General features: G+C 68.2%; 19 protein-coding genes. 9 read left to right on the top strand and 10 right to left on the bottom strand.

Translation table 11 applies throughout. From position 1 onward, the window contains the following. Positions 1–217: 217 nt before the first annotated feature. Together AC6CHL_RS11145 and AC6CHL_RS11140 are read right to left on the bottom strand one after the other, a co-directional pair. Positions 218–1,099, bottom strand: a complete 882-nt coding sequence (locus AC6CHL_RS11145; RefSeq protein WP_498294367.1) for a pseudouridine synthase — start codon at positions 1,097–1,099, stop codon at positions 218–220. After that, a complete protein-coding gene (locus tag AC6CHL_RS11140; RefSeq protein ID WP_498294366.1) occupies positions 1,096–1,476 on the bottom strand; it encodes a hypothetical protein in 381 nt (126 codons plus the stop codon). The genes AC6CHL_RS11145 and AC6CHL_RS11140 overlap by 4 nt, the downstream gene beginning before the upstream one ends. Before the next feature lie 122 nt (positions 1,477–1,598). Between AC6CHL_RS11140 and AC6CHL_RS11135 the strand changes: the two genes are divergently transcribed. From AC6CHL_RS11135 to AC6CHL_RS11125, 3 genes are all read left to right on the top strand, one after another. After that, on the top strand, positions 1,599–2,147 hold the full coding sequence (locus AC6CHL_RS11135) for a YaeQ family protein (protein WP_038688875.1): 549 nt from the start codon (positions 1,599–1,601) through the stop codon (positions 2,145–2,147). Positions 2,148–2,155: 8 nt separating this feature from the next. Further along, positions 2,156–3,340 (top strand): BaiN/RdsA family NAD(P)/FAD-dependent oxidoreductase, encoded by a 1,185-nt coding sequence (locus AC6CHL_RS11130; RefSeq protein ID WP_102100685.1) that lies wholly within the window; start codon positions 2,156–2,158, stop codon positions 3,338–3,340. Between the two features lie 90 nt (positions 3,341–3,430). Beyond that, a complete protein-coding gene (locus AC6CHL_RS11125; RefSeq protein WP_313243934.1) occupies positions 3,431–5,503 on the top strand; it encodes a GGDEF/EAL domain-containing response regulator in 2,073 nt (690 codons plus the stop codon). A gap of 29 nt (positions 5,504–5,532) precedes the next feature. Here AC6CHL_RS11125 and AC6CHL_RS11120 read toward each other — a convergent pair whose 3' ends face one another. Continuing rightward, positions 5,533–6,120, bottom strand: a complete 588-nt coding sequence (locus AC6CHL_RS11120) for a TetR/AcrR family transcriptional regulator (RefSeq protein WP_498294365.1) — start codon at positions 6,118–6,120, stop codon at positions 5,533–5,535. 132 nt (positions 6,121–6,252) lie between these two features. Here AC6CHL_RS11120 and AC6CHL_RS11115 point away from each other — a divergent pair, with 132 nt between their 5' ends. Continuing rightward, positions 6,253–7,494, top strand: coding sequence for an MFS transporter (locus AC6CHL_RS11115; protein ID WP_498294364.1), 1,242 nt, complete (start codon positions 6,253–6,255; stop codon positions 7,492–7,494). Then, positions 7,491–8,696 carry an MFS transporter gene (locus tag AC6CHL_RS11110; RefSeq protein ID WP_498294363.1) on the top strand — a complete coding sequence of 402 codons (1,206 nt, stop codon included), beginning with the start codon at positions 7,491–7,493 and terminating at the stop codon, positions 8,694–8,696. The genes AC6CHL_RS11115 and AC6CHL_RS11110 overlap by 4 nt, the downstream gene beginning before the upstream one ends. Before the next feature lie 51 nt (positions 8,697–8,747). Here the strand turns inward: AC6CHL_RS11110 and fabV are convergent, their stop codons facing one another. The 6 genes from fabV to queA all read right to left on the bottom strand — a co-directional run bounded on the left by fabV (position 8,748) and on the right by queA (position 16,327). After that, entirely contained in the window at positions 8,748–10,004 is a 1,257-nt protein-coding gene (fabV, locus tag AC6CHL_RS11105) for an enoyl-ACP reductase FabV (RefSeq protein WP_038688887.1), read from the bottom strand. A gap of 463 nt (positions 10,005–10,467) precedes the next feature. Further along, a complete protein-coding gene (secF, locus tag AC6CHL_RS11100; protein ID WP_038688893.1) occupies positions 10,468–11,445 on the bottom strand; it encodes a protein translocase subunit SecF in 978 nt (325 codons plus the stop codon). A gap of 16 nt (positions 11,446–11,461) precedes the next feature. Continuing rightward, positions 11,462–13,315: a protein translocase subunit SecD gene (secD, locus tag AC6CHL_RS11095; RefSeq protein ID WP_498294362.1), complete on the bottom strand. Its 1,854-nt coding sequence runs from the start codon at positions 13,313–13,315 to the stop codon at positions 11,462–11,464. 60 nt (positions 13,316–13,375) lie between these two features. Further along, positions 13,376–13,723: a preprotein translocase subunit YajC gene (yajC, locus tag AC6CHL_RS11090; RefSeq protein WP_038688897.1), complete on the bottom strand. Its 348-nt coding sequence runs from the start codon at positions 13,721–13,723 to the stop codon at positions 13,376–13,378. Positions 13,724–13,874: 151 nt separating this feature from the next. Continuing rightward, positions 13,875–15,005 (bottom strand): tRNA guanosine(34) transglycosylase Tgt, encoded by a 1,131-nt coding sequence (gene tgt, locus AC6CHL_RS11085; RefSeq protein WP_128096752.1) that lies wholly within the window; start codon positions 15,003–15,005, stop codon positions 13,875–13,877. A gap of 257 nt (positions 15,006–15,262) precedes the next feature. Beyond that, positions 15,263–16,327, bottom strand: coding sequence for a tRNA preQ1(34) S-adenosylmethionine ribosyltransferase-isomerase QueA (gene queA / locus AC6CHL_RS11080; protein ID WP_137189235.1), 1,065 nt, complete (start codon positions 16,325–16,327; stop codon positions 15,263–15,265). Positions 16,328–16,540: 213 nt separating this feature from the next. On the opposite strand from queA, the gene AC6CHL_RS11075 reads away from it, so the two are divergent. Together AC6CHL_RS11075 and AC6CHL_RS11070 are read left to right on the top strand one after the other, a co-directional pair. Next, positions 16,541–18,037 (top strand): aminotransferase class III-fold pyridoxal phosphate-dependent enzyme, encoded by a 1,497-nt coding sequence (locus AC6CHL_RS11075; protein WP_498294361.1) that lies wholly within the window; start codon positions 16,541–16,543, stop codon positions 18,035–18,037. A 259-nt stretch (positions 18,038–18,296) separates the two neighbouring features. Continuing rightward, positions 18,297–18,890 (top strand): LOG family protein, encoded by a 594-nt coding sequence (locus tag AC6CHL_RS11070; RefSeq protein ID WP_038688904.1) that lies wholly within the window; start codon positions 18,297–18,299, stop codon positions 18,888–18,890. Positions 18,891–18,932: 42 nt separating this feature from the next. On the opposite strand, the gene AC6CHL_RS11065 is transcribed toward AC6CHL_RS11070, so the two are convergent. Further along, positions 18,933–21,782 (bottom strand): bifunctional diguanylate cyclase/phosphodiesterase, encoded by a 2,850-nt coding sequence (locus AC6CHL_RS11065; RefSeq protein ID WP_498294360.1) that lies wholly within the window; start codon positions 21,780–21,782, stop codon positions 18,933–18,935. Between the two features lie 272 nt (positions 21,783–22,054). Here AC6CHL_RS11065 and AC6CHL_RS11060 point away from each other — a divergent pair, with 272 nt between their 5' ends. Next, the gene (locus tag AC6CHL_RS11060) at positions 22,055–22,573 is read left to right on the top strand and encodes an RNA polymerase sigma factor (RefSeq protein ID WP_244880244.1); all 519 of its coding nucleotides are present in this window, start codon (positions 22,055–22,057) and stop codon (positions 22,571–22,573) included. Then, positions 22,570–23,556, top strand: a complete 987-nt coding sequence (locus tag AC6CHL_RS11055) for a hypothetical protein (RefSeq protein WP_498294359.1) — start codon at positions 22,570–22,572, stop codon at positions 23,554–23,556. The genes AC6CHL_RS11060 and AC6CHL_RS11055 overlap by 4 nt, the downstream gene beginning before the upstream one ends. The last annotated feature ends 13 nt before the right edge of the window (positions 23,557–23,569 follow it).

The following is a 23,569-nucleotide window of genomic DNA, read 5'->3' as shown; positions in this document are numbered from 1 at the left end:
GCCGGCTCCTCATGAAATTCGAGCACCCCGGTAGTGCCGGCCGCTGGCCGGCTCCTCATGAAATCCGGGCACCACGTGGGCTGCCGGCCGCTGGCCGGCTCTGCATGAATCCAGGCGTCGCCGGGAGCCGGCCAGCGGCCGGCACTACCGGTTTTTGCGGGGGCCGGGCAGAGCCCGGCGCTACGGGGTTTTTGCGGGAGCCGGCCAGCGGCCGGCACTACCGGGGGGCCACCACGTTGGCTGTGAGCTGCTGGTCGCTGCTGAAATGACGCGGTTCGCCGGTCAGCGGGTCGAGGAATGCCAGCGCCTGGGCCAGCAGTTGAAGCGGTGCCTCAGCCGCGCCCTCGCCCGCCGTGCGCAGCACCGGGTACAGGTCGTCGCCCTCGATCGGGGCGCCCAGCGCGGCCATGTGCACGCGCAACTGGTGTTTGCGGCCGGACTCGGGGTGCAGCCGGTAGCGCCAGATCGGGCCGTCGGCGTCGATGACCTCGATGCGGGTGCGGGCATTGGGCTCACCGGGCACTTCGGCCATGCGGAAGAACGGTTCGCCCGCTACCAGCCGGGTATGCCGCTCCAGCGGAAAGGTTCGCCCGGGCAGCGCCGGGGCCAACGCCTCGTAGGTCTTGTCGATGCGTCGCTCGCGGAACAGCCGCTGGTAGGCGTCACGGGAATCGGGGCGGGTCGAGAACAGCACCAGCCCGGCGGTGAGGCGGTCCAGCCGGTGCAGCGGCACCAGGTCCGCATTGCCGGTGCGCGCCACCAGCCGCGCCAGCAGGGTTTCGCGCACATGCGACCCGGCCGGGGTCACCGGCAGGAAGTGCGGCTTGTCAGCCACCAACAGATGCGCATCCTGATGCACCACCGTTTCAAGGAACGGAATCACCGGCTCCTCGGCCACCTCACGGAAGTACTGGATCTCCAACCCCACCTGCCACGCCCGGTCCGGCGCCAGCGCCCTGCCCTGCGCGTCCAGCACCCGCCCGCGTGCAAAGCGGCTTTCCCATTGCGCCCGGTCGATCCGCGGGAAGCGCGCGCACAGGCCGTCGAGCAGCGTTGCCCACGCGCCCGGCGGCAGCTGCAGCCGACTGGGCGGGGTCATGCCGGGGCCCCGCTGCGAGCGTCGGCGTCGGCGTCGGCAGGCAGCGCGGCCACCGCCAGCAATGCCCAGCCATCGCGCTCATCGCCCCGCACATCGGCTGCAGCCAGCCCGGCGTCGATCAGCGCGCGCATCACCGCCGGCCGGTGCAGGTTGACCCACTGACCGCCGGCAGTCCGCACGCTGCCCGTGGCCAGCCCCGCGTCGCCTGACAGGCGACCGCTTGCCGGATCGGCAGCGAAGCGGATACGCAGGCGGCGCCCGGCACCGTAAGCCGACAGCACCGTGCAGGCCGGGTCGGCGCTGACCGGCCCACGCCGGACGCTGCAGATGAAGGGAGTACCGTCGATGACCAGACGGCGTGGCGGGGAACGTGACATGCAGGGCGACAACCGGACCGCGAAGGGCCCAGCGTGCCACCAAACGCCCTCCTCCAGAAGCATCGTGCCGGACACCCCCGGGGCAAACCACTATCATGGTCCTCTTTGCTCCCGGTATCCCCATGGCCCTCACCGCCACCATCCGCAAGGCCGAACTGCAGATCAGCGATATGGATCGCGGCTACTACGCGACCCATAACCTGACCCTGGCCCAGCACCCGTCGGAAAACGATGAGCGACTGATGGTGCGCCTGCTGGCCTTCGCGCTGAATGCAGAGGACCGCCTGGAGTTCGGCCGCGGCCTGAGTACCGACGACGAGCCGGACCTGTGGCACCGCGACTACACCGGCGACATCCTGCAGTGGATCGACCTGGGCCAGCCCGACGAATCGCGCATCCGCAAAGCCTGCAACCGCAGCCGGCAGGTGCAGGTGATCACCTTCGCCGGGCACGGCGCCGATATCTGGTGGAGCAAGCAGGCCAAGGGCCTGGAGCGCTTCGACAACCTCTCGGTGCTGGATCTGGACAGCACCTTCGTGGAACGCTGGGCCGAGCAGATCCAGCGCGCCATGCGCTGGAATGTGCTGATCCAGGATGGCGAAGTGCAGCTGATCAACGACCAGATGCAGCTGGACGTGATCCCGACCTGGCGTAAGCGCATCAAGGAATGAGCCAGGCGATGAAGCCCATTGCATGCGACGTGCTGGTGATCGGCGCCGGCGCGGCCGGGCTGATGTGCGCGCTCACCGCCGGCCAACGCGGCCGCATGGTGCAGGTGATCGACCATGCCAACAAGGTTGGCAAGAAGATCCTGATGTCCGGCGGCGGGCGCTGCAACTTCACCAACACCGGCACCACGCCGGCCAATTTCCTCTCGGCCAACCCGCACTTCTGCAAGTCGGCGCTGGCCCGGTATACGCCGTGGCACTTCATCGAGATGGTCGAACGCCACGGCATCGCCTACCACGAGAAGGAACTGGGCCAGCTGTTCTGCGACATCTCCTCCAAGCAGATCGTGCGCATGCTGATGGACGAGTGCCAGGCCGCCGGCGTGCAGGTGCGCACCGACTGCGGGGTGACCAAGGTCGAACGCGGCAGCGACGGTTTCCATGTCACCACCGCACAGGGGCAGTTCCATGCCGCCTCGCTGGTGGTGGCCACCGGCGGGCTGTCCATCCCCAGCCTGGGCGCCAGCGGCTTCGGCTACGAGCTGGCCCGCCAGTTCGGGCATGAGGTGCTGCCCACGCGCGCCGGGCTGGTCCCGCTGACCCTGAGCGGCAAGCACCAGGAACGCTTCAACGACCTCAGCGGGGTGGCCCTGCCGGTGACGGCGCGCTGCAACGATGTGGCCTTCAGCAACTCCATGCTGATCACCCACCGCGGCATCAGCGGCCCGGCCATCCTGCAGATCTCGTCGTTCTGGCAGCCCGGCGACGACCTGCGCCTGGACTTGCTGCCAGGCCAGGACGCGGAAGGCTGGCTGCGCGCGATGAAGCGCGACCGCGGCGCGGCCGAACTGCGCACGGTGCTGTCCGAAGTGCTGCCGCGGCGGCTGGCGCTGCGCCTGTGCGAGCACTGGCTGCCCGACCGCCCGGTCAAGCAGATCGACGAACCGCAGCTGCGCGAGGCCGCGGCCTTGCTGCAGGGCTTCCCGCTGGTGGCCAGCGGCACCGAGGGTTACCGTACCGCCGAGGTCACCCTGGGGGGCGTGGACACCCGCAAGGTGTCGTCCAGTACGTTTGAATCGCAGTTGGTTCCCGGCCTGCACTTCGTGGGGGAAGTGCTGGACGTGACCGGCTGGTTGGGCGGGTACAACTTCCAGTGGGCCTGGGCCAGCGGCCATGCCGCAGGCCAGGTGGTGTAAGCCGGCGGCGGATTCGTGACCGGCTACCGTTTGCCGCATGGACGTATCCACAGCCATCGTGTATCAAGTTTGCAGTCCGGGGAGTAGTGAATGCAGAACACGAATGACATGACCGTGCGCCTGCTGATCGTGGATGACAGCGGTGAAAACGCTGAAACCATCGTCAGCACGCTGCGCAACAGCGGCATCGCGGTGCGCCCGGCGCGCCCGCAGCACGCCGAGGAGCTGGCCCAGATCCTGGGCAGCCAGCCGATCGACCTGGTGCTGGCCGCGCCTGCGCAGAGCATTCCGCTGCTGCTGGTCACCCAGCAGATCGCGGCCAGCGGCAAGGACATCCCGATGATCCTGCTGGCCGAGTCGATCGACGAGAACGAATGGGTGGAAGCCGGGGCCAACGGCATCCGCGCCATCGCCCTGCGCAACCGCCCCGAGCACCTGCTGGCGGTGGTGCGCAACGAGTGGACCGACCTGCACGCGCGCCGCGGGCTGCGCCGCATCGAAGCGCAGATGCGCGAAACCGAACGCCGCTGCGATGCCCTGATCTCCTCCTCGCGCGACCCCATCGCCTACGTCCACGAAGGCATGCACATCCGCGCCAACGAGGCCTACCTGGAGATGTTCGGCTACGAATCCTTCGACGACGTCGAAGGTATTTCGCTGCTGGACATGGTGGCCCCGCAGCACGTGGACGGCTTCAAGCAGCTGCTCAAGTCCATGAGCAAGGGTGAGGCGCCACCGCCGCAGTACCAGGTGGATGCGCGCAACCAGGACGGCGCGGTGTTCCCGGCCACCATGGAATTCACCCAGGCCAGCTACGAAGGCGAATCCTGCCTGCAGGTGGTGTTCCGCCGCCGGCGGATGGAGTTCGACCCGGAACTGGCCCGCGAGGTCGAAGACCTGCGCCAGCGCGACCAGGTCACCGGCCTGCTCAACCGCCCCACCTTCATGCTGCACGTGGAGAACGCGGTGGCCCAGGCCGGCCGCAGCGAGGGCCAGTTCGGCCTGCTGCTGATCGAGCCGGACCACTACGCGCGCCTGCTGCCGGACATCGGGCTGGATTCGGCCGATGCGCTGATCGGCGCGCTGGGCCAGGTGCTGGCCGCCAGCGTCGGCGATGTGGCACAGGTGGCCCGCTTTGGCGAGCACAGCTTTGCGGTGCTGACCGAAGGCGCCTACGCGCAGACGGTGGCCCTGGCCGACCAGATCCGCGACGCGTTCGCCGGCCAGGTGTTCAGCATCGGCGAGCGCTCGGCCACGGTGACCGTCAGCATCGGCGGCGTACAGGTGGGCGAGAAGATCGCCAGCATCGGCCAGGTGCTGGCGCGCGCCACCGAATGCCAGCAGGCGGCGTCGGAACTGGGCAACACCACCCGCATCTTCGATCCGGCCGCCATCGACCGGGTGGAAGAAGAACGCATCCAGCGCTGGGTCACCCGCATCCGCGAAGCGCTGGGCGGCGACGGCTTCCAGTTGCACTACCAGCCGGTGCTGAGCCTGCAGGGCGAGCCGCTGGAGCTGTACGAGGCGTACCTGCGCCTGGACAACAACGGCGAGCTGCTCAGCCCCACCGCGTTCCTGGGCATCGCCGAAGAACATGGGCTGCTGGCCGACATCAACCGCTGGGTGGTGGCGCACGCCATCGGCGTGCTGGGCGAGCGCGAGCGCGCCGGCCACCCCACCCACATGATGGTCAAGATCACCCCCGAATCGTTCAACGACCCGCAGATGGTGGCCACCCTGCGCCGCGAACTGCAGGCCCAGGGCGTGCCCGGCGAGCGGCTGTGGCTGCATGCGCCGGAAGCGAAGGTGTTCACCCACCTGCGCAATGCCCAGCAGTTCCTGGCCGAGGTGGCGCCGCTGGGCTGCCGGATCGGCCTGGAGCAGTTCGGATCGGGGCTGGATTCGTTCCAGCTGCTGGCGCACTTCCAGCCGCAGTTCCTCAAGCTGGACCGCGACTTCACCCGCGATGTGGCCAGCACCCGCGAGCACAGCGAGAAGATCAGCGAAATCACCGCACGTGCGCAGTCGGCCAACATCCGCACCATCGCCGAGTTCGTCGCCGATGCGAACTCGATGAGTCTGTTGTTCAGTGCCGGGGTGGACTACGTGCAGGGCGACTTCGTCGGCCCCGCCGGGCCGGTGATGAATTTCGATTTCGCGTAAGGGGCGTCACGACCAACGGTCGTGACCCGCTACCGGGTGGCCAGCAGGCCGCCCAGCAGCAGATCAAGCGCGGCTTGTGCCTGGCTCAGACGCTCGGTCGCCTCGGGGTCCTCGGCAATCCAGAACGCTGCTTCGGCCAGACTGCCGTAAATCAGCGAGGCCAGCGCCTGCGGGTTGGCGTCCGCCACTACGCCCAGGCGCATGAGGTTTTCGATCAGGCCCTGCATCGAGGCGACGCAATGGCGCTGCGCTTCCGGTGATGCCCCGCCCAGCACCGCGCGCGCATCGCGCAGCACGATGCGCTGGATGTCCGGCTCCAGCGCCATCTGCAGGTAGGCATGGCAGCGGCTGCGGAACCCGTCCCATGGGTCGGCCGCAGTGGCCGAAATCGTCTGAAGACGGGCGTCCATGGCGGCGTCCAGCTGCGCCACCAGGGCCTGCAGCAATCCCTTCTTGTCGCCGAAGTGGTGATACAGCGCGCCCCGGGTGAGCCCGGCCTGCGCGGTCAGATCGTCCATCGAGGCGTCCGCATAGCCCTGCGCGGTGAACACGGCGTGCGCGGTCGCCAACAGGGCCGCGCGGGTTTCTTCCATCTCGGCACGGGTACGGCGGGCCATCCGGTCAACTCCTTACATACGGCACGTATGATTATTTACATTCACCCCGTATGTATATAGGATTTTATTCATACATGTCGTATGTATGTTCGTCCGCCCATCGGGCCGACGGCCGAATCCTGGAGAAACCCGATGTTCGCCCCGTACCGAATTTTGTTCGCCGCCCCCGGAACCGGGCGCTTCGCCCTTGCCGGGCTGCTGGCGCGCCTGCCCCTGCCGATGACCGGCATCGGCATCATCACCCTGCTTGCGCAACTGCGCGGCAGCTACGCCCTGGCCGGCAGCGTGGCCGCCACCTTCGTCCTCACCTACGCGCTGCTGTCGCCGCAGATCTCACGCCTGGTGGACCGCCACGGGCAATCGCGCGTGCTGCCGGTCGCCACGGCGATCAGTGTGTTGGGCATGGCGCTGCTGCTCGCGGCCGCTTGGCGGCAGGCACCGGCATGGACACTGTTTGCCGGGGCGGTGCTGGCCGGGTCCATGCCGAGCATGTCGGCGATGGTGCGCGCGCGCTGGGCCGCGATGTTCCGGGGGCAACCGCGCCTGCAGACCGCCTACTCACTGGAAACCGTGCTGGACGAAGTGACCTTCATTGCCGGTCCGCCGCTGGCGGTGGGGCTGTCGGTGGCGATCGATCCGCTGGCCGGCCTGTTCGTCGCCGCCGTGCTCTTGGCCCTGGGCGTTGCCGCGCTGGTCGTGCAACGCGGCAGCGAACCGCCGCTGCAGCCCATCGATGCGGGGGACAGCCACGGGTCGGCGCTCGGCGTGGCGAACGTGCGTCTGCTGGCGTTGCTGATGGTGGCAATGGGCGTGATTGTCGGCACCGTGGACATCACCAGTGTCGCCTTCGCCGAGCAGCGCGGCGTGCCCGGTGCCGCCAGCGCGGTGCTGTCCGCCTATGCACTGGGCTCGTGCGTGGCCGGCCTCTTGTTCGGTGCGGTGTCGCTGCGTTGGCCGCTGCGGCGCCTGCTGTTGCTGGGCGGCATGGCCACCGCGCTGTCCACCCTGCCCCTGCTGCAGGTGGACAGCATCGCCGCGCTCGCGGTGGCCGTGCTGGTGGCCGGGGTGTTCTTCGCCCCGACCATGATCGTGGCGATGTCGATCGTGGAACGGCTGGTGCCTGCGCATCGGCTGACCGAAGGCATGACCTGGCTGCTGGCCGGTCTCAACGTGGGCGTGGCGATGGGTGCGGCCGGTGCTGGCCAGATCGTGGATATCGCCGGTGCACGCGCAGGGTTCGGGGTCGCCGTGACCGGTGCGGCGTTGGTGGTGATCACCACGCTGTGGGTACATCAGCGGCTGCCCGGCAAGACTGGCACCGCACCCGGTGCGGCCGAAGCGCCCGCCACGCTTGCTGCAGGATCGGACCGATGACCCGCGTTTCCATTGCCCCCTCCTTCGCACCGCGTCCATGGTTGGCGGTGGTGGCTGCCGGCCTGGCCACGTTCTCGGTGGTCACCACCGAAATGCTGCCGGTCGGCCTGTTGTCGAGCATCGCCGAACAGTTGGGCACCCGCACCGGCACCGTGGGTCTGACGCTCTCGCTACCGGCGCTGCTGGCCGCGTTGTTCGCCCCCATCGCGGTGATCGGCGCCGGGGGCATTGACCGCCGCTGGATCCTGGCGGGCTTGCTGGCCCTGCTGGTGGTCGCCAACCTGGCCTCGGCGCTGGCGGTGGACATTTACTGGCTGCTCGCCGCCCGGGTGCTGGTGGGGTTCTGCATGGGGGGCATCTGGGCCATCGCCGGTGGCCTGGCGGCGCGGCTGGTGCCGCCCGAGGGCGTGGGCCTGGCCACGTCGATCATCTTCGGCGGTGTCGCGGCGGCGTCGGTGCTGGGCGTGCCGCTGGGTACCTGGATCGGCGACCTGGCCGGCTGGCGATGGGCCTTTGCCGGCATGGCGCTGTTCAGCGCTGCGGTGCTGGCACTGCATCTTCTGGCGATGCCCGCGCTGCCGGTAGCGTCCTCGCCTACCCTGCGCCAGTTGCGCGCGCAGCTGGGCAACCGGGCGTTGCAGGCAGGGTTGCTGTTGACGCTGCTGCTGGTCGGCGGCCACTTCATGACCTTCACCTTCGTGCGGCCGCTGCTGGTCGGCGTGGCCGGCATCGATCCGCGCTGGATGGGTGCGGTGCTGTTCGGCTATGGCATCGCGGGCATCGGCGGCAATTTCCTCGCTGGCACCGCGGCTGCGCGTCGCACGGCACCGACGGTCGCGGCCATTGCGTTGGGCCTGCTGCTCACGCCGGTGCTGTTCCTGACCATCGGTGACACGGTCGCCGGTGGCACCGCCGTGCTGCTGGTCTGGGGGCTGGCCTACGGCGGGGTGTCGGTGGCGTTGATGACCTGGGTGATGCGGGCCGCGCCGCACGCCGTTGAAATGGCCAGCGCGCTCTATGTCGGCGTGTTCAACGTCGGCATCGCGTTGGGCTCATGGAGCGGCGGCCAGCTGATGGACGGGCCGGGACTGAGCATCATGCTGTGGACGTCGGCCGGCTGTGCCGGCGCCGCGCTGATTCTGGCGGTGGTGCTGACCGCACGTGGACAGCCGCCGCGGACGCAAACGACAAACGCCGGGTAATCCCGGCGTTTGCAGTGCAGCTCAGGCGCGCCCCTGCTGGGGCGCCCTGGGTCAGGCCATGTCGACCAGGTTTGGAATCTGCACGTCGGTGGCCACGTCGGCGTCGTAATCCACGCCGTCCACGCCGAACCCGAACAGGCGCAGGAAGTCGGCCTTGTAGCCGGCCAGGTCGCTGATCTCGTACAGGTTCTCGTTGGTCACCTGCGGCCACAGGGCCACCACTTCGCCCTGCACGTCCGGCGCCATTTCCTTGTAGTCCGCACGCAGGCGGCCCGCGTCGTCGATCAGGTCAACCTGGCGGTCGCCATCGGTGAGCGCGTGGCGCAGGCGTTCGGTTGCGGTGCCGGTGTCCTTGCCGCCGTAGACGATGTCATACAGCGTATCGAGCTGCTCGATGCAGCCTTCGTGGGTGCCCTTGGCCTTCATCACCTTGAACAGCAGCGACAGGTACAGCGGCATGGTCGGGATGGCCGAGCTGGCCTGGGTGACCACCGCCTTGAGCACCGACACGCGCGCATCGCCGCCAATCGCCTGCAGCTTTTCACGCAGGCCCAGTACCTTGTTGTCCAGGTCCTTCTTGGCCGCGCCGATCGAGCCGTTCCAGTAGATGGCCTGGGTGATTTCTTCGCCCACATAGGTGAAGGCGGTGGTGGTGGCGCCGTCGGCCAGCACGCCCGCTTCCAGCAGCGCGTCGATCCACATCTGCCAGTCTTCGCCGCCCATCACCGCCACCGTGCCGGCCACTTCTTCCGGGGTCGCCGGCTCAATGGTGGTCTGGGTGATCACTTCCTTGTCGGTGTCCAGGCCGCGCAGGGTGATCGGCGCACCGATCGGCTTGAGCGTGGAGCTGATGATCTCGCCGGTCTTGGGATGCTTGCGGCGCGGCGCGGCCAGGCTGTACACCACCTGGTCGACCTGGCCCAGGTCCTGCTTGATCAGTTCGATGACCTTGGCCTTCACTTCATCGGAGAAGGCATCGCCGTTGACGCTCTTGGCGTACAGGCCGGCCTGCTCGGCGTACTTGTGGAAGGCCGCGGTGTTGTACCAGCCGGCCGTGCCGGGCTTGGTTTCGGTGCCCGGGCGCTCGAAGAACACACCCAGCGTGGCGGCATCGCTGCCGAAAGCGGCGGTGATGCGCGCGGCCAGGCCGTAGCCGGTGGAGGCGCCGAGCACCAGCACCTTCTTGGGGCCATTGGCGATCTTCGGCTTGGCCTGGATGTATTCGATCTGCTGCTTGACGGCCGCATCGCAGCCGACGGGATGGGTGGTGACGCAGATGAAGCCGCGCACACGCGGTTTGATGACCATGGAAACCTCGTTTGGACTGGCGCAGGCCGGGCCTGCGCGATGAAAAGGGGCGGTGCGCGCCACCGGGGCGGCTGCGCGGAACGCATGGGATCGTAGTGTGCGGGGCGGTGTTTCACAACCGACGGGGGTGTATGGCGGGTTGCTTGCCCCGGTGTTGCGAGGGACGGGATGTGCATGGCGGGACACGCCGTAAACCCGTCCTTGGGGGCTCGTGGTCCGCATCCATGCGGCCCAACGGTCCTGCCACGCCCATCCCGTCCCTCGCCCGACAGTGGGTCGCCCGCGGAGAGAAGAGCAGCCGGGCAGAGCCCGGCTCTACGCGCTGTGACGCCCCGTAGAGCCGGGCTCTGCCCGGCTGCCACACATCCGTAGAGCCGGGCTCTGCCCGGCTGGGCTTTTACCGCCGCGCAAAAGAAAAGCCGCGCAGGGCGCGGCTTTTCAGGTACTTCATGCAGCCGGTGGCTTACGGACGACGCTCGAGCGCCTCGATGTCCTTGGCCTTGGGCAGCAGGTCCTGCTTGGTCACGCGCAGGGCGCCGATGGTCAGCATCGGCACGGCCACCAGGATCGAGGACAGCACCACGATCACCGCGCCCACCATGTGGGTTTCGGCCAGGCCTTCCATCGAGGTGCCGCCGTACATGTACAGCGCCAGTGCCGACAGGAAGAACATCACCGCGGTGATCACCGTACGCGACAGCGTCTGGTTGATCGAACGGTTCAGCACTTCCAGCGGCTCCACGCGCAGGCTGCGGAAGTTTTCGCGGACGCGGTCGAACACCACGATGATGTCGTTGATGGCAAAGCCCATCACCGACAGCAGGCCGGCCAGCACGGTGAGGTCGAACTCGCGGCCGGTGGCCGAGATGTAGGCCACCGTTACCAGCAGATCGAACAGCGCCACGATGCTGGCGGTGATCGCGAACTTCCACTCGAAGCGGAACGCGATGTAGATCAGGAAGCCCACCAGCATGAACAGCGTGGCGTACAGCCCGTTCATCGCCAGGTCCTTGCCGACCTGCGGACCAACGAACTCGTTGCGCTGGATGGTGGCCTGGTTGTCGCTCAGCGAGATCGCCTTGACCACCGCAGCGGCGGTGCGCTGGTCACTGGCCGAATTGCCGGTGCCCGGTGCGTGCTCGCCCTGCGGCGCCAGACGGATCAGCAGGTCGGTGTTGCCACCGAAGCTCTGCACCTGGGCGCCTTCGAAGCCATTGGCTTCGAGCTTGGCGCGGACGTCTTCGACGTCCACCTTGCGCTCGAAACGGGCCTCGATCAGGGTGCCGCCGGTGAAATCCAGCGCGTAGTTGAAGCCCTTGGTGGCGATCAGTGCGATCGAACCGATGAACAGCAGCAGGGTGACCACCATGGCGGCATGACGCCACCGCATGAAGTCGATCTTGGTGTCGTTCGGGAGGATGTGCAGCGGAAACAGTTTCATTGTGCGAGTCGTCCCGTCAGATGGCCACGTTCTGGAGCTTCTTGCGACGGCCGTAGATCAGCGTCGCCAGGGCGCGCGATACGGTGATCGCAGTGAACATCGAGGCGAAAATACCGATGATCATGGTCAGCGCGAAGCCCTTCAGCGGACCGGTACCGAATGCGTACAGGGCCACGCCGACGATCAGGCCGGTCAGGTTGGCGTCGAGGATGGTGCCGCTGGCGCGGTCGTAACCGGTCACGATGGCGGTCTTGCCCGGCATGCCGGCCCGCAGCTCTTCACGGATACGCTCGTTGATCAGGACGTTGGCGTCGACCGACAGGCCCACCGACAACGCCAGACCGGCAAAGCCCGGCAGGGTCATGGTGGCACCGAACATCGACATCACCGCCACCACGATCAGCAGGTTGAACAGCATCGCCAGCGAGGTGATCACGCCGAACATGCGGTAGTACACGCTGAAGAACACCAGGGTGAACAGGAACGCGTAGACCACGGCGGTAATACCGTTCTGCACGTTCTCGGCACCCAGGCTCGGGCCGACCACGCGCTCTTCCACGAAGTCCATGGGCGCGGCGAGCGAGCCGGACTTCAGCAGCTTGGCCAGGTCTTCGGCTTCTTTCTTCTCCAGACCGGTGGTCTGGAAGTTCTTGCCGAACACGCCGTTGATGTTGGCCACCGAGATGACCTCTTCCTTGACGCGGAAGCTGCGCACTTCCTTGCCATCGACCATGGTCACCGTCGGGATGCGCTCGGTGTAGACCACGGCCATCGGCTTGTTCACGTTGGCGCTGGTGAAGTCGAACATGCGCTGGCCGCCGACGTTGTTCAACGTCACGCTGACCGCGGCCGAGCCGTTCTGGTCGGTGGTGGCCTGCGCGGCGACCATCTGGTCACCGGTGACGATCACGCGCTTGTTGAGCAGCACCGGGCCGCCGTTGTCACGGCGCTGGTAGACCTTGGCTTCCGGCGGGATGCGGCCACTGGCGATGGCGTCCTGCGCGTTGCCGTCGACCACGGCGCGGTATTCCAGCGTCGCGGTGGCACCGATCATGCGCTTGGCTTCGGCGGTGTCCTGCACGCCCGGCAGCTGTACCACCACGCGGTCGGCACCCTGGCGCTGGATGATCGGCTCGGCCACACCCAGCTGATTGACGCGGTTGCGCAGCGTATTGATGTTCTGCTCGATCGCACCGTTGGCGATCTGGCTCAGCTCGGTTTCCGGCACGGTGATGGCGATGCGGTTGCCGGTGACGTTGTAGCCCAGGGTGGGCTGCGCCTTGGCCATCACATCACGCGCCTTGGTGACCGCTTCTTCGCCGGCCGACGGGCTGATGGTGGCCACGATGCTGTTGTCCGGGCGACGCTCGACCGACTGGTAAGCCACGCGGGCATCACGCAGGCTGGTCCGCACGTCTTCGGCGTAGGCATCCAGGCGCTTGTCCAGCGCAGCCTTCTGGTCGACCTGCAGCACGAAGTGCACACCGCCCTGCAGATCCAGGCCCAGCACCATCGGGCGACCGCCCAGCTTGGCCAGCCAGTCCGGCACGGTCGAGGCCAGGTTCAGGGCCACCACGTAGTTTTCGCCCACGCTGTCGCGCAGCGTGTCGCTGGCGGCGGCCTGTGCCTGCAGGTCCGGCAGGCGGACGATCAGGCTGTCGCCTTCCTTTTCCGCGCCCATGGTGGCGATACCGGCCTTCTTGAGGTCGGCCAGCACCTGGTCACGCAGCGCGTCGTCGATCTGGCCGCCACGGTTGGCGGTGATCTGGACGGCCGGGTCCTTCTGATAGACGTTGGGCAGCGCATACAGGGTACTGAGCGCCAGCACGATCAGGATGAGGAAATACTTCCAGCGTGGAAATTCGAGCATTGCTTGGGTCCCGCGCGGCGCCCATCCCGGCGCCGCGGTTGTGCTTCGGAAAGGAGTGGCTTAGTTGGCCGACTTCAGCGTGCCGGTGGGCAGCACGTTGCCCACGGCGCCCTTCTGCACGCGGATGCGCACGTTGTCAGCCACTTCCAGGGTGATGAAGTTGTCGCCGATGTCGGTGACCGTGCCGGCGATGCCGCCGTTGGTCAGCACTTCGTCGCCGCGCTTGATCTTCTCCAGCATCGCCTTGTGTTCCTTCTGGCGCTTCATCTGCGGGCGGATCATCAGGAAGTACATGATCGCGATCAGGATGATCGGGAACAGCAGCGTGGTCAGACCCATGCCGCCCTGCGGCGAGCCGCCGGCAGCTTGGGCGTGGGCGGCGGGAATCAGGAAAGCGATCAGGTTCATCTTGTGTCCTTGGGTTGGGAGGCGCCCCGCCCAGGTGGGCCGGGGAGTCGCCGCGAAACGGGGGTCAGCCACGAAGTATGCCATGGCCCCGGGAGTTCGTCCTTGGGCCGTTTGGCAGGGTTTGCGCGCTGATTTGGACTGCGTGCGACCCTTACAACGCCGGCGTGGCCATGCCACGGGCCGCGTAGAAGGACTCACGGAAGGCGGCAAAGGTTCCCGCCTCGATGGCCGCGCGCATGTCGGCCATCAGCTTTTCGTAGTAATACAGGTTGTGGATGGTGCCCAGCATCGGGGCCAGCATTTCGTTGCAGCGGTCCAGGTGGCGCAGATAGGAACGCGTGTAGCCACTGGTGCAGGCGTGGCAGCCGCAGCCCGGCTCGATGGTGTCCATGTCGCGCTGGTAGCGCGCGTTGCGGATGCGGATGGTGCCGGCCGAGGTGAAATAGTGGCCGTTGCGGGCGTTGCGGGTGGGCATCACGCAATCGAACATGTCCACGCCACGGGCGACGCCTTCGACCAGATCTTCCGGGCGCCCCACGCCCATCAGGTAGCGCGGGCGGTCGGCGGGCAGGATCGGGTGCATGTGGTCGAGCATGGCGTTGCGCTCGTGCTCGGGCTCGCCCACGGCCAGCCCGCCGATGGCGTAGCCGTCGAAGCCGATCTTCTGCAGGCCCTCGGCCGACCGGCTGCGCAGGTCGTGGTGGACCCCGCCCTGGACGATGCCGAACAGCGCGGCGTCGTTGCCCAGTTCGTCATGCGCGTTGCGGCTGCGCTGGGCCCAGCGCAGGCTCAGCTCCATCGAGGTGCGCGCCACCGGCTCGGTGGCCGGGTACGGGGTGCACTCGTCGAAGATCATCACCACGTCCGAATCGAGCACCTTCTGGATGCGCATGCTCTCTTCCGGCCCGAGGAAGACGCGTGCGCCGTCGTTGGGCGAGGAGAAGGTGACGCCCTGTTCGGTGATCTTGCGGCGATGGGCCAGCGAGAACACCTGGAAACCGCCCGAATCGGTCAGGATCGGGCCATCCCAGCGCGCGAAGCCGTGCAGGCCGCCGTGGTCGGCGATGACGTCCAGGCCCGGCCGCAGGTACAGGTGGAAGGTGTTGCCCAGGATGATTTCCGCGCCCAGCGCCCGGATCTGCTCCGGCAGGATGCCCTTGACCGAGCCATAGGTGCCCACCGGCATGAAGGCCGGGGTTTCCACGGTGCCACGGGGGAAGGTCAGGCGGCCCCGGCGGGCACGCCCGTCGGTGGTCTGGAGCTGGAACTGGAGTCGGGACATGGAGCGGGATTCGGGCAAATAATTGCCGATTATCGCCGAAAAGCGGCCGACATGGCCGGCGGAGGCCGGACGGGCACGGATCGACCCGCCAACCGTACCGGCCAACGGCCGGTACCTACCCAAACGCGTGGAGCCACCGTCGATCGGCCACCCACACGGTGCACCCGGCATTTGGCCGGCCGCGCGCGCGCCGACGTAGAGCCGACCGTTGGTCGGCTGCCCGTCGGTCGGCTGCCCGTGGGCCGGCTTCCCTCAATTCACCCCTGCGGGAACAACAACATCGCGTCGCCGTAGCTGAAGAACCGGTACTTCTCCGCGATCGCGGCCCGGTAGGCCTCGAACACCCGCGCCTGGCCGGCAAACGCCGAAATCATCATCAGCAAGGTGCTTTCCGGCAGATGGAAGTTGGTCACCATCGCGTCCACGCTGCGGATCCGGTAACCCGGGGTGATGAAAATCTGGGTCTCGCCGGCATACGGCAGCAGTTCGCCGTCGCGCATCGCGCTTTCCAGCGCGCGCACCACCGTGGTGCCCACCCCGATCACCCGCCCACCGGCGGCCCGGGTGCGGCGCACCTGCTGGACCAGCTCGGCGCCCACGTTCAGCCATTCGCGGTGCATCACATGGTCGGTGAGGTCGTCCACCCGCACCGGCTGGAAGGTGCCGGCGCCCACGTGCAGGGTCACATGGCCGAAATCGACCCCCTTGTCCTTCAAGGCCGCCAGCAGCGCTTCGTCGAAATGCAGGCCGGCGGTCGGCGCGGCCACCGCGCCCACCTCCCGGGCGAACACGGTCTGGTAGCGCTCGCGGTCATCCAGCCCCGGCTCACGTTGGATGTAAGGCGGCAACGGCAGCCGACCGGCATGCAGCAGCCACTGCTCCAGTGCCTCGGGCACGTGGAACTGCAGCACATAGAACTCGCCATCGCGCCCCAGCACCTCCGCCTCGCCGCCCGCGTCCAGCGCGATCCGGCTGCCGGGCTTGGGCGACTTGCTGGCGCCCACCTGGGCACGGGCCTGCTGCGCGCCCAGCAGGCGCTCGATCAGGATCTCGACCCGGCCACCGCTGGCCTTCTGCCCGAACAGGCGCGCGGGGATCACGCGGGTGTCGTTGAACACCAACAGGTCGCCCGGGTTGAGCAGGTCCGGCAGGTCGCGCACATGGCGGTGATCGAAGGCGGCTGGCGCCTGCGGCACCAGCATCAGGCGGCTGGCGGAGCGTTCGGCCAGGGGCGCCTGGGCAATCAGCTCGGGCGGCAGTTCGTAGTTGAAATCGGACTTCTTCAAGGCAGCGCACGGCAACGTGTAGGCAATGTCGGCCATTGTACGACTGGCCCTCGGTGGCAACGCAGCTTTTACCGAACGTCGCGCAAAATGCTGCTATGCAACAGTTTTTGACGGGGTTATCGCGCGAAAAACCGCGTGATAGCATCGGGCTGGAAGTCAGATGCACGAGCAGGAATACCCCGAGCGCGCGCGAATAGACGCGCGTTTTGCGTTTTGCGCCGTGCCGCCAATTGTTTCAGGAGATCTGCAATGAGCTTCATCGAACGCCTCGCCCCCCTTCGCGCCCAGCCCGGCACCCGCCTCACCGCGGGCCTGGATGACGCCACGCTGGAACGCCTGGCCGCTGGCCACCCGCACCTGGTTGCCGCGATCGACGCTGCCGCCGCCGAATTCGAGCGCGTGCGCGCCGATCTTGGCGCGCTGCTGGCCGCCGACGAACGCGCCCAGATCGATGCGATGCAGGACGGTTTCGTCAACTTCTATGCCGACGATGCGGTGACCCCGTATGTCGCCCTCGCCGCCCGTGGTTCCTGGGTGGTCACCCTGAAGGGTGCGGTGCTGTATGACGCCGGCGGCTACGGCATGCTCGGTTTCGGGCATACCCCCGAGGCGGTGATGGAGGCGATGGCCGCCCCGCAGGTGATGGCCAACGTGATGACCCCCAGCCTGTCCCAGCAGCGCTTCATCCAGGCCCTGCGCAAGGAAATCGGCCACCGTCGCGGCGGCTGCCCGTTCAGCCACTTCATGTGCCTGAACTCCGGCTCCGAGGCGGTCGGCCTGGCCGCGCGCATCGCCGACGTCAACGCCAAGCTGCAGACCGACCCGGGCGCCCGCCATGCCGGCGCGAAGATCAAGCGGGTGGTGATCAAGGGCAGCTTCCACGGTCGTACCGACCGCCCCGGCCTGTACTCCGATTCCAGCCGCAAGACCTACACCCAGCATCTGGCCAGCTACCGCGGCGAAGACAGCGTCATCGCCCTGGCCCCGTACGACGAGGAGGCGCTCAAGCGCGTGTTCGCCGAGGCCGAGCAGAACCGCTGGTTCATCGAAGCGGTGTTCCTGGAGCCGGTGATGGGCGAAGGCGACCCGGGCCGTTCGGTGCCGCCGTCGTTCTATGCGCTGGCCCGCGAGCTGACCCGCCAGCACGGCAGCCTGCTGTTGATCGACTCGATCCAGGCTGGCCTGCGTGCGCATGGCGTGCTGTCGCTGGTGGACTACCCCGGCTTCGAGGGCCTGGACGCGCCGGACATGGAGACCTACTCCAAGGCGCTCAACGCGGCGCAGTTCCCGCTGTCGGTACTGGCCGTCACCGAACATGCCGCGCAGCTGTACCGCAAGGGCATCTACGGCAACACCATGACCTCCAACCCGCGTGCGCTGGACGTGGCCTGCGCCACCCTGTCGCTGCTGACCCCGCAGGTACGCGAGAACATCCGCGTGCGCGGCGAGGAAGCGGTGCGCAAGCTGGAACAGCTCAAGAGCGACCTGGGCGGCTTGATCACCAAGGTGCAGGGCACCGGCCTGCTGTTTTCGTGCGAGCTGGCCCCGCAGTTCAAGTGCTACGGCACTGGTTCCACCGAGGAATGGCTGCGCAACCACGGTATCAACGTCATCCACGGCGGCGAGAACTCGCTGCGCTTCACCCCGCATTTCGGCATGGACAGCGAAGAGCTGGACCTGCTGGTGGGGCTGGTGGGCCGGGCGTTGAAGGAAGGCCCGCGCCGGGAGCAGTCGCAGGCGGCGTGAGGCCCGTGGCCGTGCGGGTGTGAACCCGCATGGTCGGTTCCGCGATACGGCGGCCGACCAACGGTCGGCTCTACCCGGGCAATGGCAGCCGACCAACGGTCGGCTCTACCGGCGATGGGCCGATTGGCCTCCGCGCCACGAACGCGCGATAATCCTCCCCCGCATTCGCGGAACGAACCCCGTCACGAGGCCGGAACATCGGTCATCGGCGGGGCTTTTTCGTTTCCGCCGCATCCGTTCCCGAACACAGGAAGATCCAATGAAGTCGATTTGCGTTTACTGTGGCTCCAACCCCGGCAGCAAGCCGATCTACACCGAGCGCGCCATCGCGCTGGGCGACCGCATCGCCCGCGACGGCCTGCGCCTGGTCTATGGCGGCGGCAACGTCGGCCTGATGGGCACCGTGGCCAATGCCGTGCTGGCCGGCGGTGGCGAAGTGACCGGCGTGATTCCGCAGCAGCTGGCCGATTGGGAAGTGGCCCACCGCGGCCTGACCGAGCTGGAGATCGTCGGCTCGATGCACGAGCGCAAGTCGCGCATGTTCGAGCTGTCCGACGCGTTCGTGGCCCTGCCCGGCGGCTTCGGCACCATGGAAGAGATCTTCGAGATGCTCACCTGGCGCCAGCTCGGCATCGGCAACAAGCCGTGCGCGTTCCTGGACGTCGACGGTTTCTACGCCCCGCTGATCGGCATGATCGACCGCATGGTCGAAGAGCGCTTCCTGCACCCGGAACAGCGCGCCGACCTCTGGTACGGCTCGGACATCGACGCCATGCTGGACTGGATGCGCGCCTATGAGCCGGCGCAGGCGTCCAAGTGGATCGATGAGAAGCGTCGCGCCGCGTTGGTGTGATCGTGTGATGCGGTGATGTGGGGTGCCGGCCAGCGGCCGGCACTACCGGGCTTCGAAGGTTTCCATGGGGGCGGGGCGGCCGAGCAGGTAGCCTTGGCCGTAGTCGCAGCCCAGCTGCAGCAGGGTCTGGCGCTGGGCATCGTTTTCGATGCCCTCGCCCACCGTTTCGATGCCCAGCGTGCGTGCCAGCGACAGCACGCCCTGCACCAGCGCATAGGTGCTCTGCATGTCCTGCCCGTGCAGGCCGGCGATGAAGCTCTGATCGATCTTCAACGTCGAGATCGGGAAGCGGTGCAGGTAAGACAGCGCCGAGAAGCCCGTACCGAAATCATCCAGCTGCACCAGCACGCCGCGCTCGCGCAGCGTCTGCAGAATCCGCAGCGTGCGCGGACCGTCGTCGAGCAGCGCCACTTCGGTGATTTCCAGGCGCAGGCGGTGGGGATCGGCACCGGCCGCCTCGATCAGCCCGAACAGGCGGGTGCTGAAATCGGCCGAACGGAAATGCCGCGGCGACACGTTCACCGACAGATAGCCCTCGCCGCCCCGCGCGAGTTGCCCGATCACGTCTTCGTACAGCAGCCAGTCCACCTGCTCGATCAGCCCGCTTTCCTCGCCCAGGTCGAGAAACGCGCTGGGCAACAGCAGCCCGCGCCGTTCGTGGCGCCAGCGCAGCAGCGCCTCATAGCCCACTACCGCGCCGTCGGACAGCCGCACGATGGGCTGGTAATACGGCAGGAAGTCGCGGTTGATGATCGCCCGGCGCAGGTCCGCTTCCAAATCCAGGCTGCGCAGCGCTTCCTCGCGCATCGCCTCGTCGAACACCGCGCAGCGGTCCTTGCCCTGGGCCTTGGCCCGGTACATCGCCGCGTCGGCGTCGCGTACCAGTTCCTCGCCATTGCGGTAGCGCGGGTTCCACATCGCAATGCCCAGGCTGCCGGACGGAAACAGTTCGCGTCCCTTCACCCACATCGACTCTTCCAGCGCCACCAGCATCCGCTGCGCGAACTCCCGCGCCGAATCCAGCCCGTGGTCGCACTGCAGCACGATCGCGAATTCATCGCCGCCCAGCCGCGCCACCACGTCGCCCGGGCCGATCATCGACACGATCCGCTTGGCCACCTCGACCAGCATCTGGTCGCCGGCCGCGTGGCCGATACTGTCGTTGACCAGCTTGAACCGGTCCAGGTCCAGGAACAGCACCGCAAAGCGTGGGCCGTCGGGCACCCGGGCGCGCGCGATCGCATCTTCCAGCCGGTCCAGCAGGTGCAGGCGGTTGGGCAACCCGGTCAGCGCATCGTGCATGGCCTGGTGGGTCAGGCGCTGCTCGGCGCGCAGACGTTCACCGATCTGCCCGAGCAGTTTGTCGTTCACCTCGGCCAACTCGCGGGTGCGCTCGTCCACGCGCTTTTCCAGCTCGGCGTGCGCGTTGCGCAGGCGCTCCTGGTCGCGCTGGCGGGCCAGGCCGTTGCCGATGTTCTGCGCCACGAAGGTGAGCAGGCGCTGGTCGTGCGCGGTGAAGCTCACCTCCGGCGAGTAGCTCTGCACCACGATCACCCCGACCACGTCGTCGTCGCTGAGCAGCGGCACGCCCAGCCAGCAATGCGAGCGCGCGCCGAACTCGCGTACCCGCCCGGCGTCACGCAGGGCGTCGATGTGCTCGCGCGAGGCCAGCAGCGGCTGCCGGTTGCGCACGATGAACTCGGTCAGGCCCTGGCTGAACGGACGCGGCGCGCGCGACGCGTTGTACTCATCCACCGAGTACACGAAATCCAGCCCATCGCCGACCTCGTTGACCAGCGCGATGTAGAAATTGCGTGCATCCAGCAGCGTGCCCACCACGCCATGCACCTGCACGTAGAACTGGGCCAGGCTCTCGGCGCTCATCGCCATTTCGGCAATGTTGAACAACGCCAGCTGCAGCTTCTCGGCGCGGCGGCGTTCCACCACTTCGTCCTGCAGGCTGCGGTTGGCGCGCTGCAGTTCCAGCGTGCGCCGCTCCACCTGGCGTTCCAGCTGCACCTGGGCCTGGCGGCGGTCCATCGCGGTGAGGATGTGCTGGGCCACGTAGCCCAGCAGGGTGCGGTCGGCCTCGTTGTAGCGCACCCGGTGCTCGTAGCTCTGCACCACGATGGCCCCGCACACGCGGCCTTCGCGCAGCATCGGCACGCCCAGCCAGTCCAGACTTTCCGGCCCGCGGCTGGGGTCGTATTCGTCGTTCATCGCCGCCAGCAGCTCGTTGGACGGCCCGCTCAGCGGCTGCCCGTGGCGCAGCAGCGCGAAGGTCAGGCTGCGCGGCATTTCGTGTTCTTCGTAGCTGCGGTCCGGGTCGGCCACGAAGCTGTCGCGCTGGTCGGCGAAGTACAGGAAGCGCACCCGTCGGCGTACGTCGTCGTACTCGACGATGTAGCAGTTCTGCGCGTACATCAGCGAATTGAGCACGCGGTGGAAGTGGCGCAGCATGTCGGCCATTTCCAGGTCCGCGCCGGCCAGGTCGGCAATCTCGTACAGCGCCTGCTGCAGCCGTTTGGAGGTTTCCAGCGAGCGGATCTGCGCCCGCTGCCGGGCCAGTGCCACCGCGTCCTGCAGCGCCTGGCGGGCGATGTCCCACCACGCCTGGTCGGGCACGCCGCCGTCGGCGGTCAGCGCCTGGACGGCCAGTTCGCTGCCGTGGTCCTGCCAGCGACGCAGCGCGGTCTCGGCCCCGGTGGCACCGCCCAGCAGTGCCTCCAGCAGCGCGGCCGGGTCCTGCGCGGGAGCGGGATCGGCCTGGCAGCCTTCACCCAGGCCCGGATCGGACCAGGCCAGCGCCACCTGCGCGTTGCCGGGCAGCAGCGCGCCCAACGCCTGCGCGAGCGCAGCGGAAACCACCGCGTCATGATCGGAATGCCGCACGGATGTCGCTACCTGGCTGGACACGATGCTGATCTCTTCTGGCGCCGGATGCCCGGCACCTCCCCTGTGCCCTGAGCATAACGCGGCGGGCGGGGGGCAATGGAAGCCCACAACCCCGTTCAGCACCTTCGGACGTTGAACAGGTCATGTCCCCCGTCCCCGCGCCCCTGCTGTCGCCTGCCGTCGCCGCCCCGCCCCGCTATGCGGACGGCGGCCCAGCGCTTACCCTGTGCGCCGTGGACGCCGCTGCCCTGCCAACCGACGAATCGCTGATGCTGGCCTGGGCCGGCGGGGAGCTGCGCGCGTTTGAAACGCTGTATGCGCGCCACCGCAGCCGCCTGTACAGCTTCCTGCTGCGCCAGCTGCGCGATGCCGCGCTGGCCGACGAAATGTTCCAGGACGTCTGGCAGCGGGTGATCGCCGCGCGCGCCGGCTGGCAGCCCGACGCCGCCTTCACCACGTGGCTGTTCCGGATCGCCCACAATCGACTCAACGATCACTGGCGCGCCGCGCGGCACCGTCCGCCAGCGCCCGGCGACGCCGACGAGCGGGTGGCACGGATGAGCGATACCCGCACCCCGGAAAGCCAGCTGTCCGAGTTCGAACAACGCCGGCGCCTGCAGCTGGCGATGGAACAGCTGCCCGATGAACAGCGCGAGGTACTGCAGTTGCGGCTGGAGCAGGAACTGAGCCTGGAAGAGATCGCACAGATCACCGGCGTGGGCCGCGAAACGGTCAAATCACGGTTGCGCTATGCGATGGACAAGCTGCGCGCGGGGTTGTCCGAATGAACCGCTCGGATCCGCTGACCCCCGAAGAACGCGAACTGGCGCGCCTGCTCGGCCGTGCGGTGCCCAGCGCACCGTCGGCTGCGCTGGACGAGGCGGTGTTGGCGGCCGCACGGGCGGCCGTGCAGGCCGCACCGGTGGCCACGGCGGTTCCCTCCGACGACGCGGACGCTGCATCACAACCGCCCAGGGCTGCCGCCCCCGTCACGCGCCGGCCGCGGTCGCGGCTGCCCGCCGCGCTGGGCCTGGCCGCGTCGGTGGTGTTCGCGGTCGGCATCGCCTGGCAGCTCAAGCCCGACGCCCCGACCCCGCCCGCGCTGGCTGAGGTCGCACCTGCGCCTGCAACCGCCGAGGATGCCGTGCAGGCACCGGCCGCCGACGCTGCCGCCCCTGCCATGGCCACTGCCGAGGTGGCCGATGCGGCCACTGCGCCGGTGGCCCAGCCGCAGGCCAAGCAACGCTCGGTGGCCGCCGCGCCGCCGCCGCCACCCCACGACGTGCCGCAACCGATGGCGGCACAGCCCGCGCCCTCGGTAGTGGCTCCGCCGATGCCGCCTGCCCCGCCCGCACCCGCGGCCGCCCCGATGCAGGCCGCCGCTGCCCCGCGTGCAGACGCGTACGTGATGGACAGCGCAGAGGCGCGCCCCAACGACACCGTCACCGTGACCGGCGCGCGGGCGCGGGACGACGCGCTCACCGCCGCACCGGCACCGATGACCAACGAAGCGGCGCGCCCGATGAAAGGCGCACCCGGCGTGATGCGGCGCGCGGCATCGCCGGCCGTGGGCGGCGCGTTGTCGGCCAGCGCCGTCGATGCCGCCGTTGCGGCCGATGCCCTGCTGCCGCGCAAGCAGTGGCTCAAGCGCATCCGCGAGCGTCGCGATGCCGGCGACCGCGATACCGCGCGCGCCAGCCTGGAACGCTACCTGCAGCAGTACCCGGAAGCGCGCGTGCCACGCGACGTACGCCAGCTGCTGGACAACTGAGGGGCACGTGACG

The sequence above is a fragment of the Stenotrophomonas sp. GQ19 genome (genome assembly GCF_059758695.1).
The sequence above is the reverse complement of the archived record's forward strand: the minus strand, read 5'-3'. Positions and strand labels throughout refer to the sequence as shown.

Excerpts from the sequence above, each read along its gene's own strand:
- AC6CHL_RS11145 (WP_498294367.1), bottom strand. The coding sequence starts at position 1,099 with ATGACCCCGCCCAGTCGGCTGCAGCTGCCGCCGGGCGCGTGGGCAACG.
- AC6CHL_RS11140 (WP_498294366.1), bottom strand. The coding sequence starts at position 1,476 with ATGTCACGTTCCCCGCCACGCCGTCTGGTCATCGACGGTACTCCCTTC.
- AC6CHL_RS11135 (WP_038688875.1), top strand. The coding sequence starts at position 1,599 with ATGGCCCTCACCGCCACCATCCGCAAGGCCGAACTGCAGATCAGCGAT.
- AC6CHL_RS11130 (WP_102100685.1), top strand. The coding sequence starts at position 2,156 with ATGAAGCCCATTGCATGCGACGTGCTGGTGATCGGCGCCGGCGCGGCC.
- AC6CHL_RS11125 (WP_313243934.1), top strand. The coding sequence starts at position 3,431 with ATGCAGAACACGAATGACATGACCGTGCGCCTGCTGATCGTGGATGAC.
- AC6CHL_RS11120 (WP_498294365.1), bottom strand. The coding sequence starts at position 6,120 with ATGGCCCGCCGTACCCGTGCCGAGATGGAAGAAACCCGCGCGGCCCTG.
- AC6CHL_RS11115 (WP_498294364.1), top strand. The coding sequence starts at position 6,253 with ATGTTCGCCCCGTACCGAATTTTGTTCGCCGCCCCCGGAACCGGGCGC.
- AC6CHL_RS11110 (WP_498294363.1), top strand. The coding sequence starts at position 7,491 with ATGACCCGCGTTTCCATTGCCCCCTCCTTCGCACCGCGTCCATGGTTG.
- fabV (WP_038688887.1), bottom strand. The coding sequence starts at position 10,004 with ATGGTCATCAAACCGCGTGTGCGCGGCTTCATCTGCGTCACCACCCAT.
- secF (WP_038688893.1), bottom strand. The coding sequence starts at position 11,445 with ATGAAACTGTTTCCGCTGCACATCCTCCCGAACGACACCAAGATCGAC.
- secD (WP_498294362.1), bottom strand. The coding sequence starts at position 13,315 with ATGCTCGAATTTCCACGCTGGAAGTATTTCCTCATCCTGATCGTGCTG.
- yajC (WP_038688897.1), bottom strand. The coding sequence starts at position 13,723 with ATGAACCTGATCGCTTTCCTGATTCCCGCCGCCCACGCCCAAGCTGCC.
- tgt (WP_128096752.1), bottom strand. The coding sequence starts at position 15,005 with ATGTCCCGACTCCAGTTCCAGCTCCAGACCACCGACGGGCGTGCCCGC.
- queA (WP_137189235.1), bottom strand. The coding sequence starts at position 16,327 with ATGGCCGACATTGCCTACACGTTGCCGTGCGCTGCCTTGAAGAAGTCC.
- AC6CHL_RS11075 (WP_498294361.1), top strand. The coding sequence starts at position 16,541 with ATGAGCTTCATCGAACGCCTCGCCCCCCTTCGCGCCCAGCCCGGCACC.
- AC6CHL_RS11070 (WP_038688904.1), top strand. The coding sequence starts at position 18,297 with ATGAAGTCGATTTGCGTTTACTGTGGCTCCAACCCCGGCAGCAAGCCG.
- AC6CHL_RS11060 (WP_244880244.1), top strand. The coding sequence starts at position 22,055 with ATGCTGGCCTGGGCCGGCGGGGAGCTGCGCGCGTTTGAAACGCTGTAT.
- AC6CHL_RS11055 (WP_498294359.1), top strand. The coding sequence starts at position 22,570 with ATGAACCGCTCGGATCCGCTGACCCCCGAAGAACGCGAACTGGCGCGC.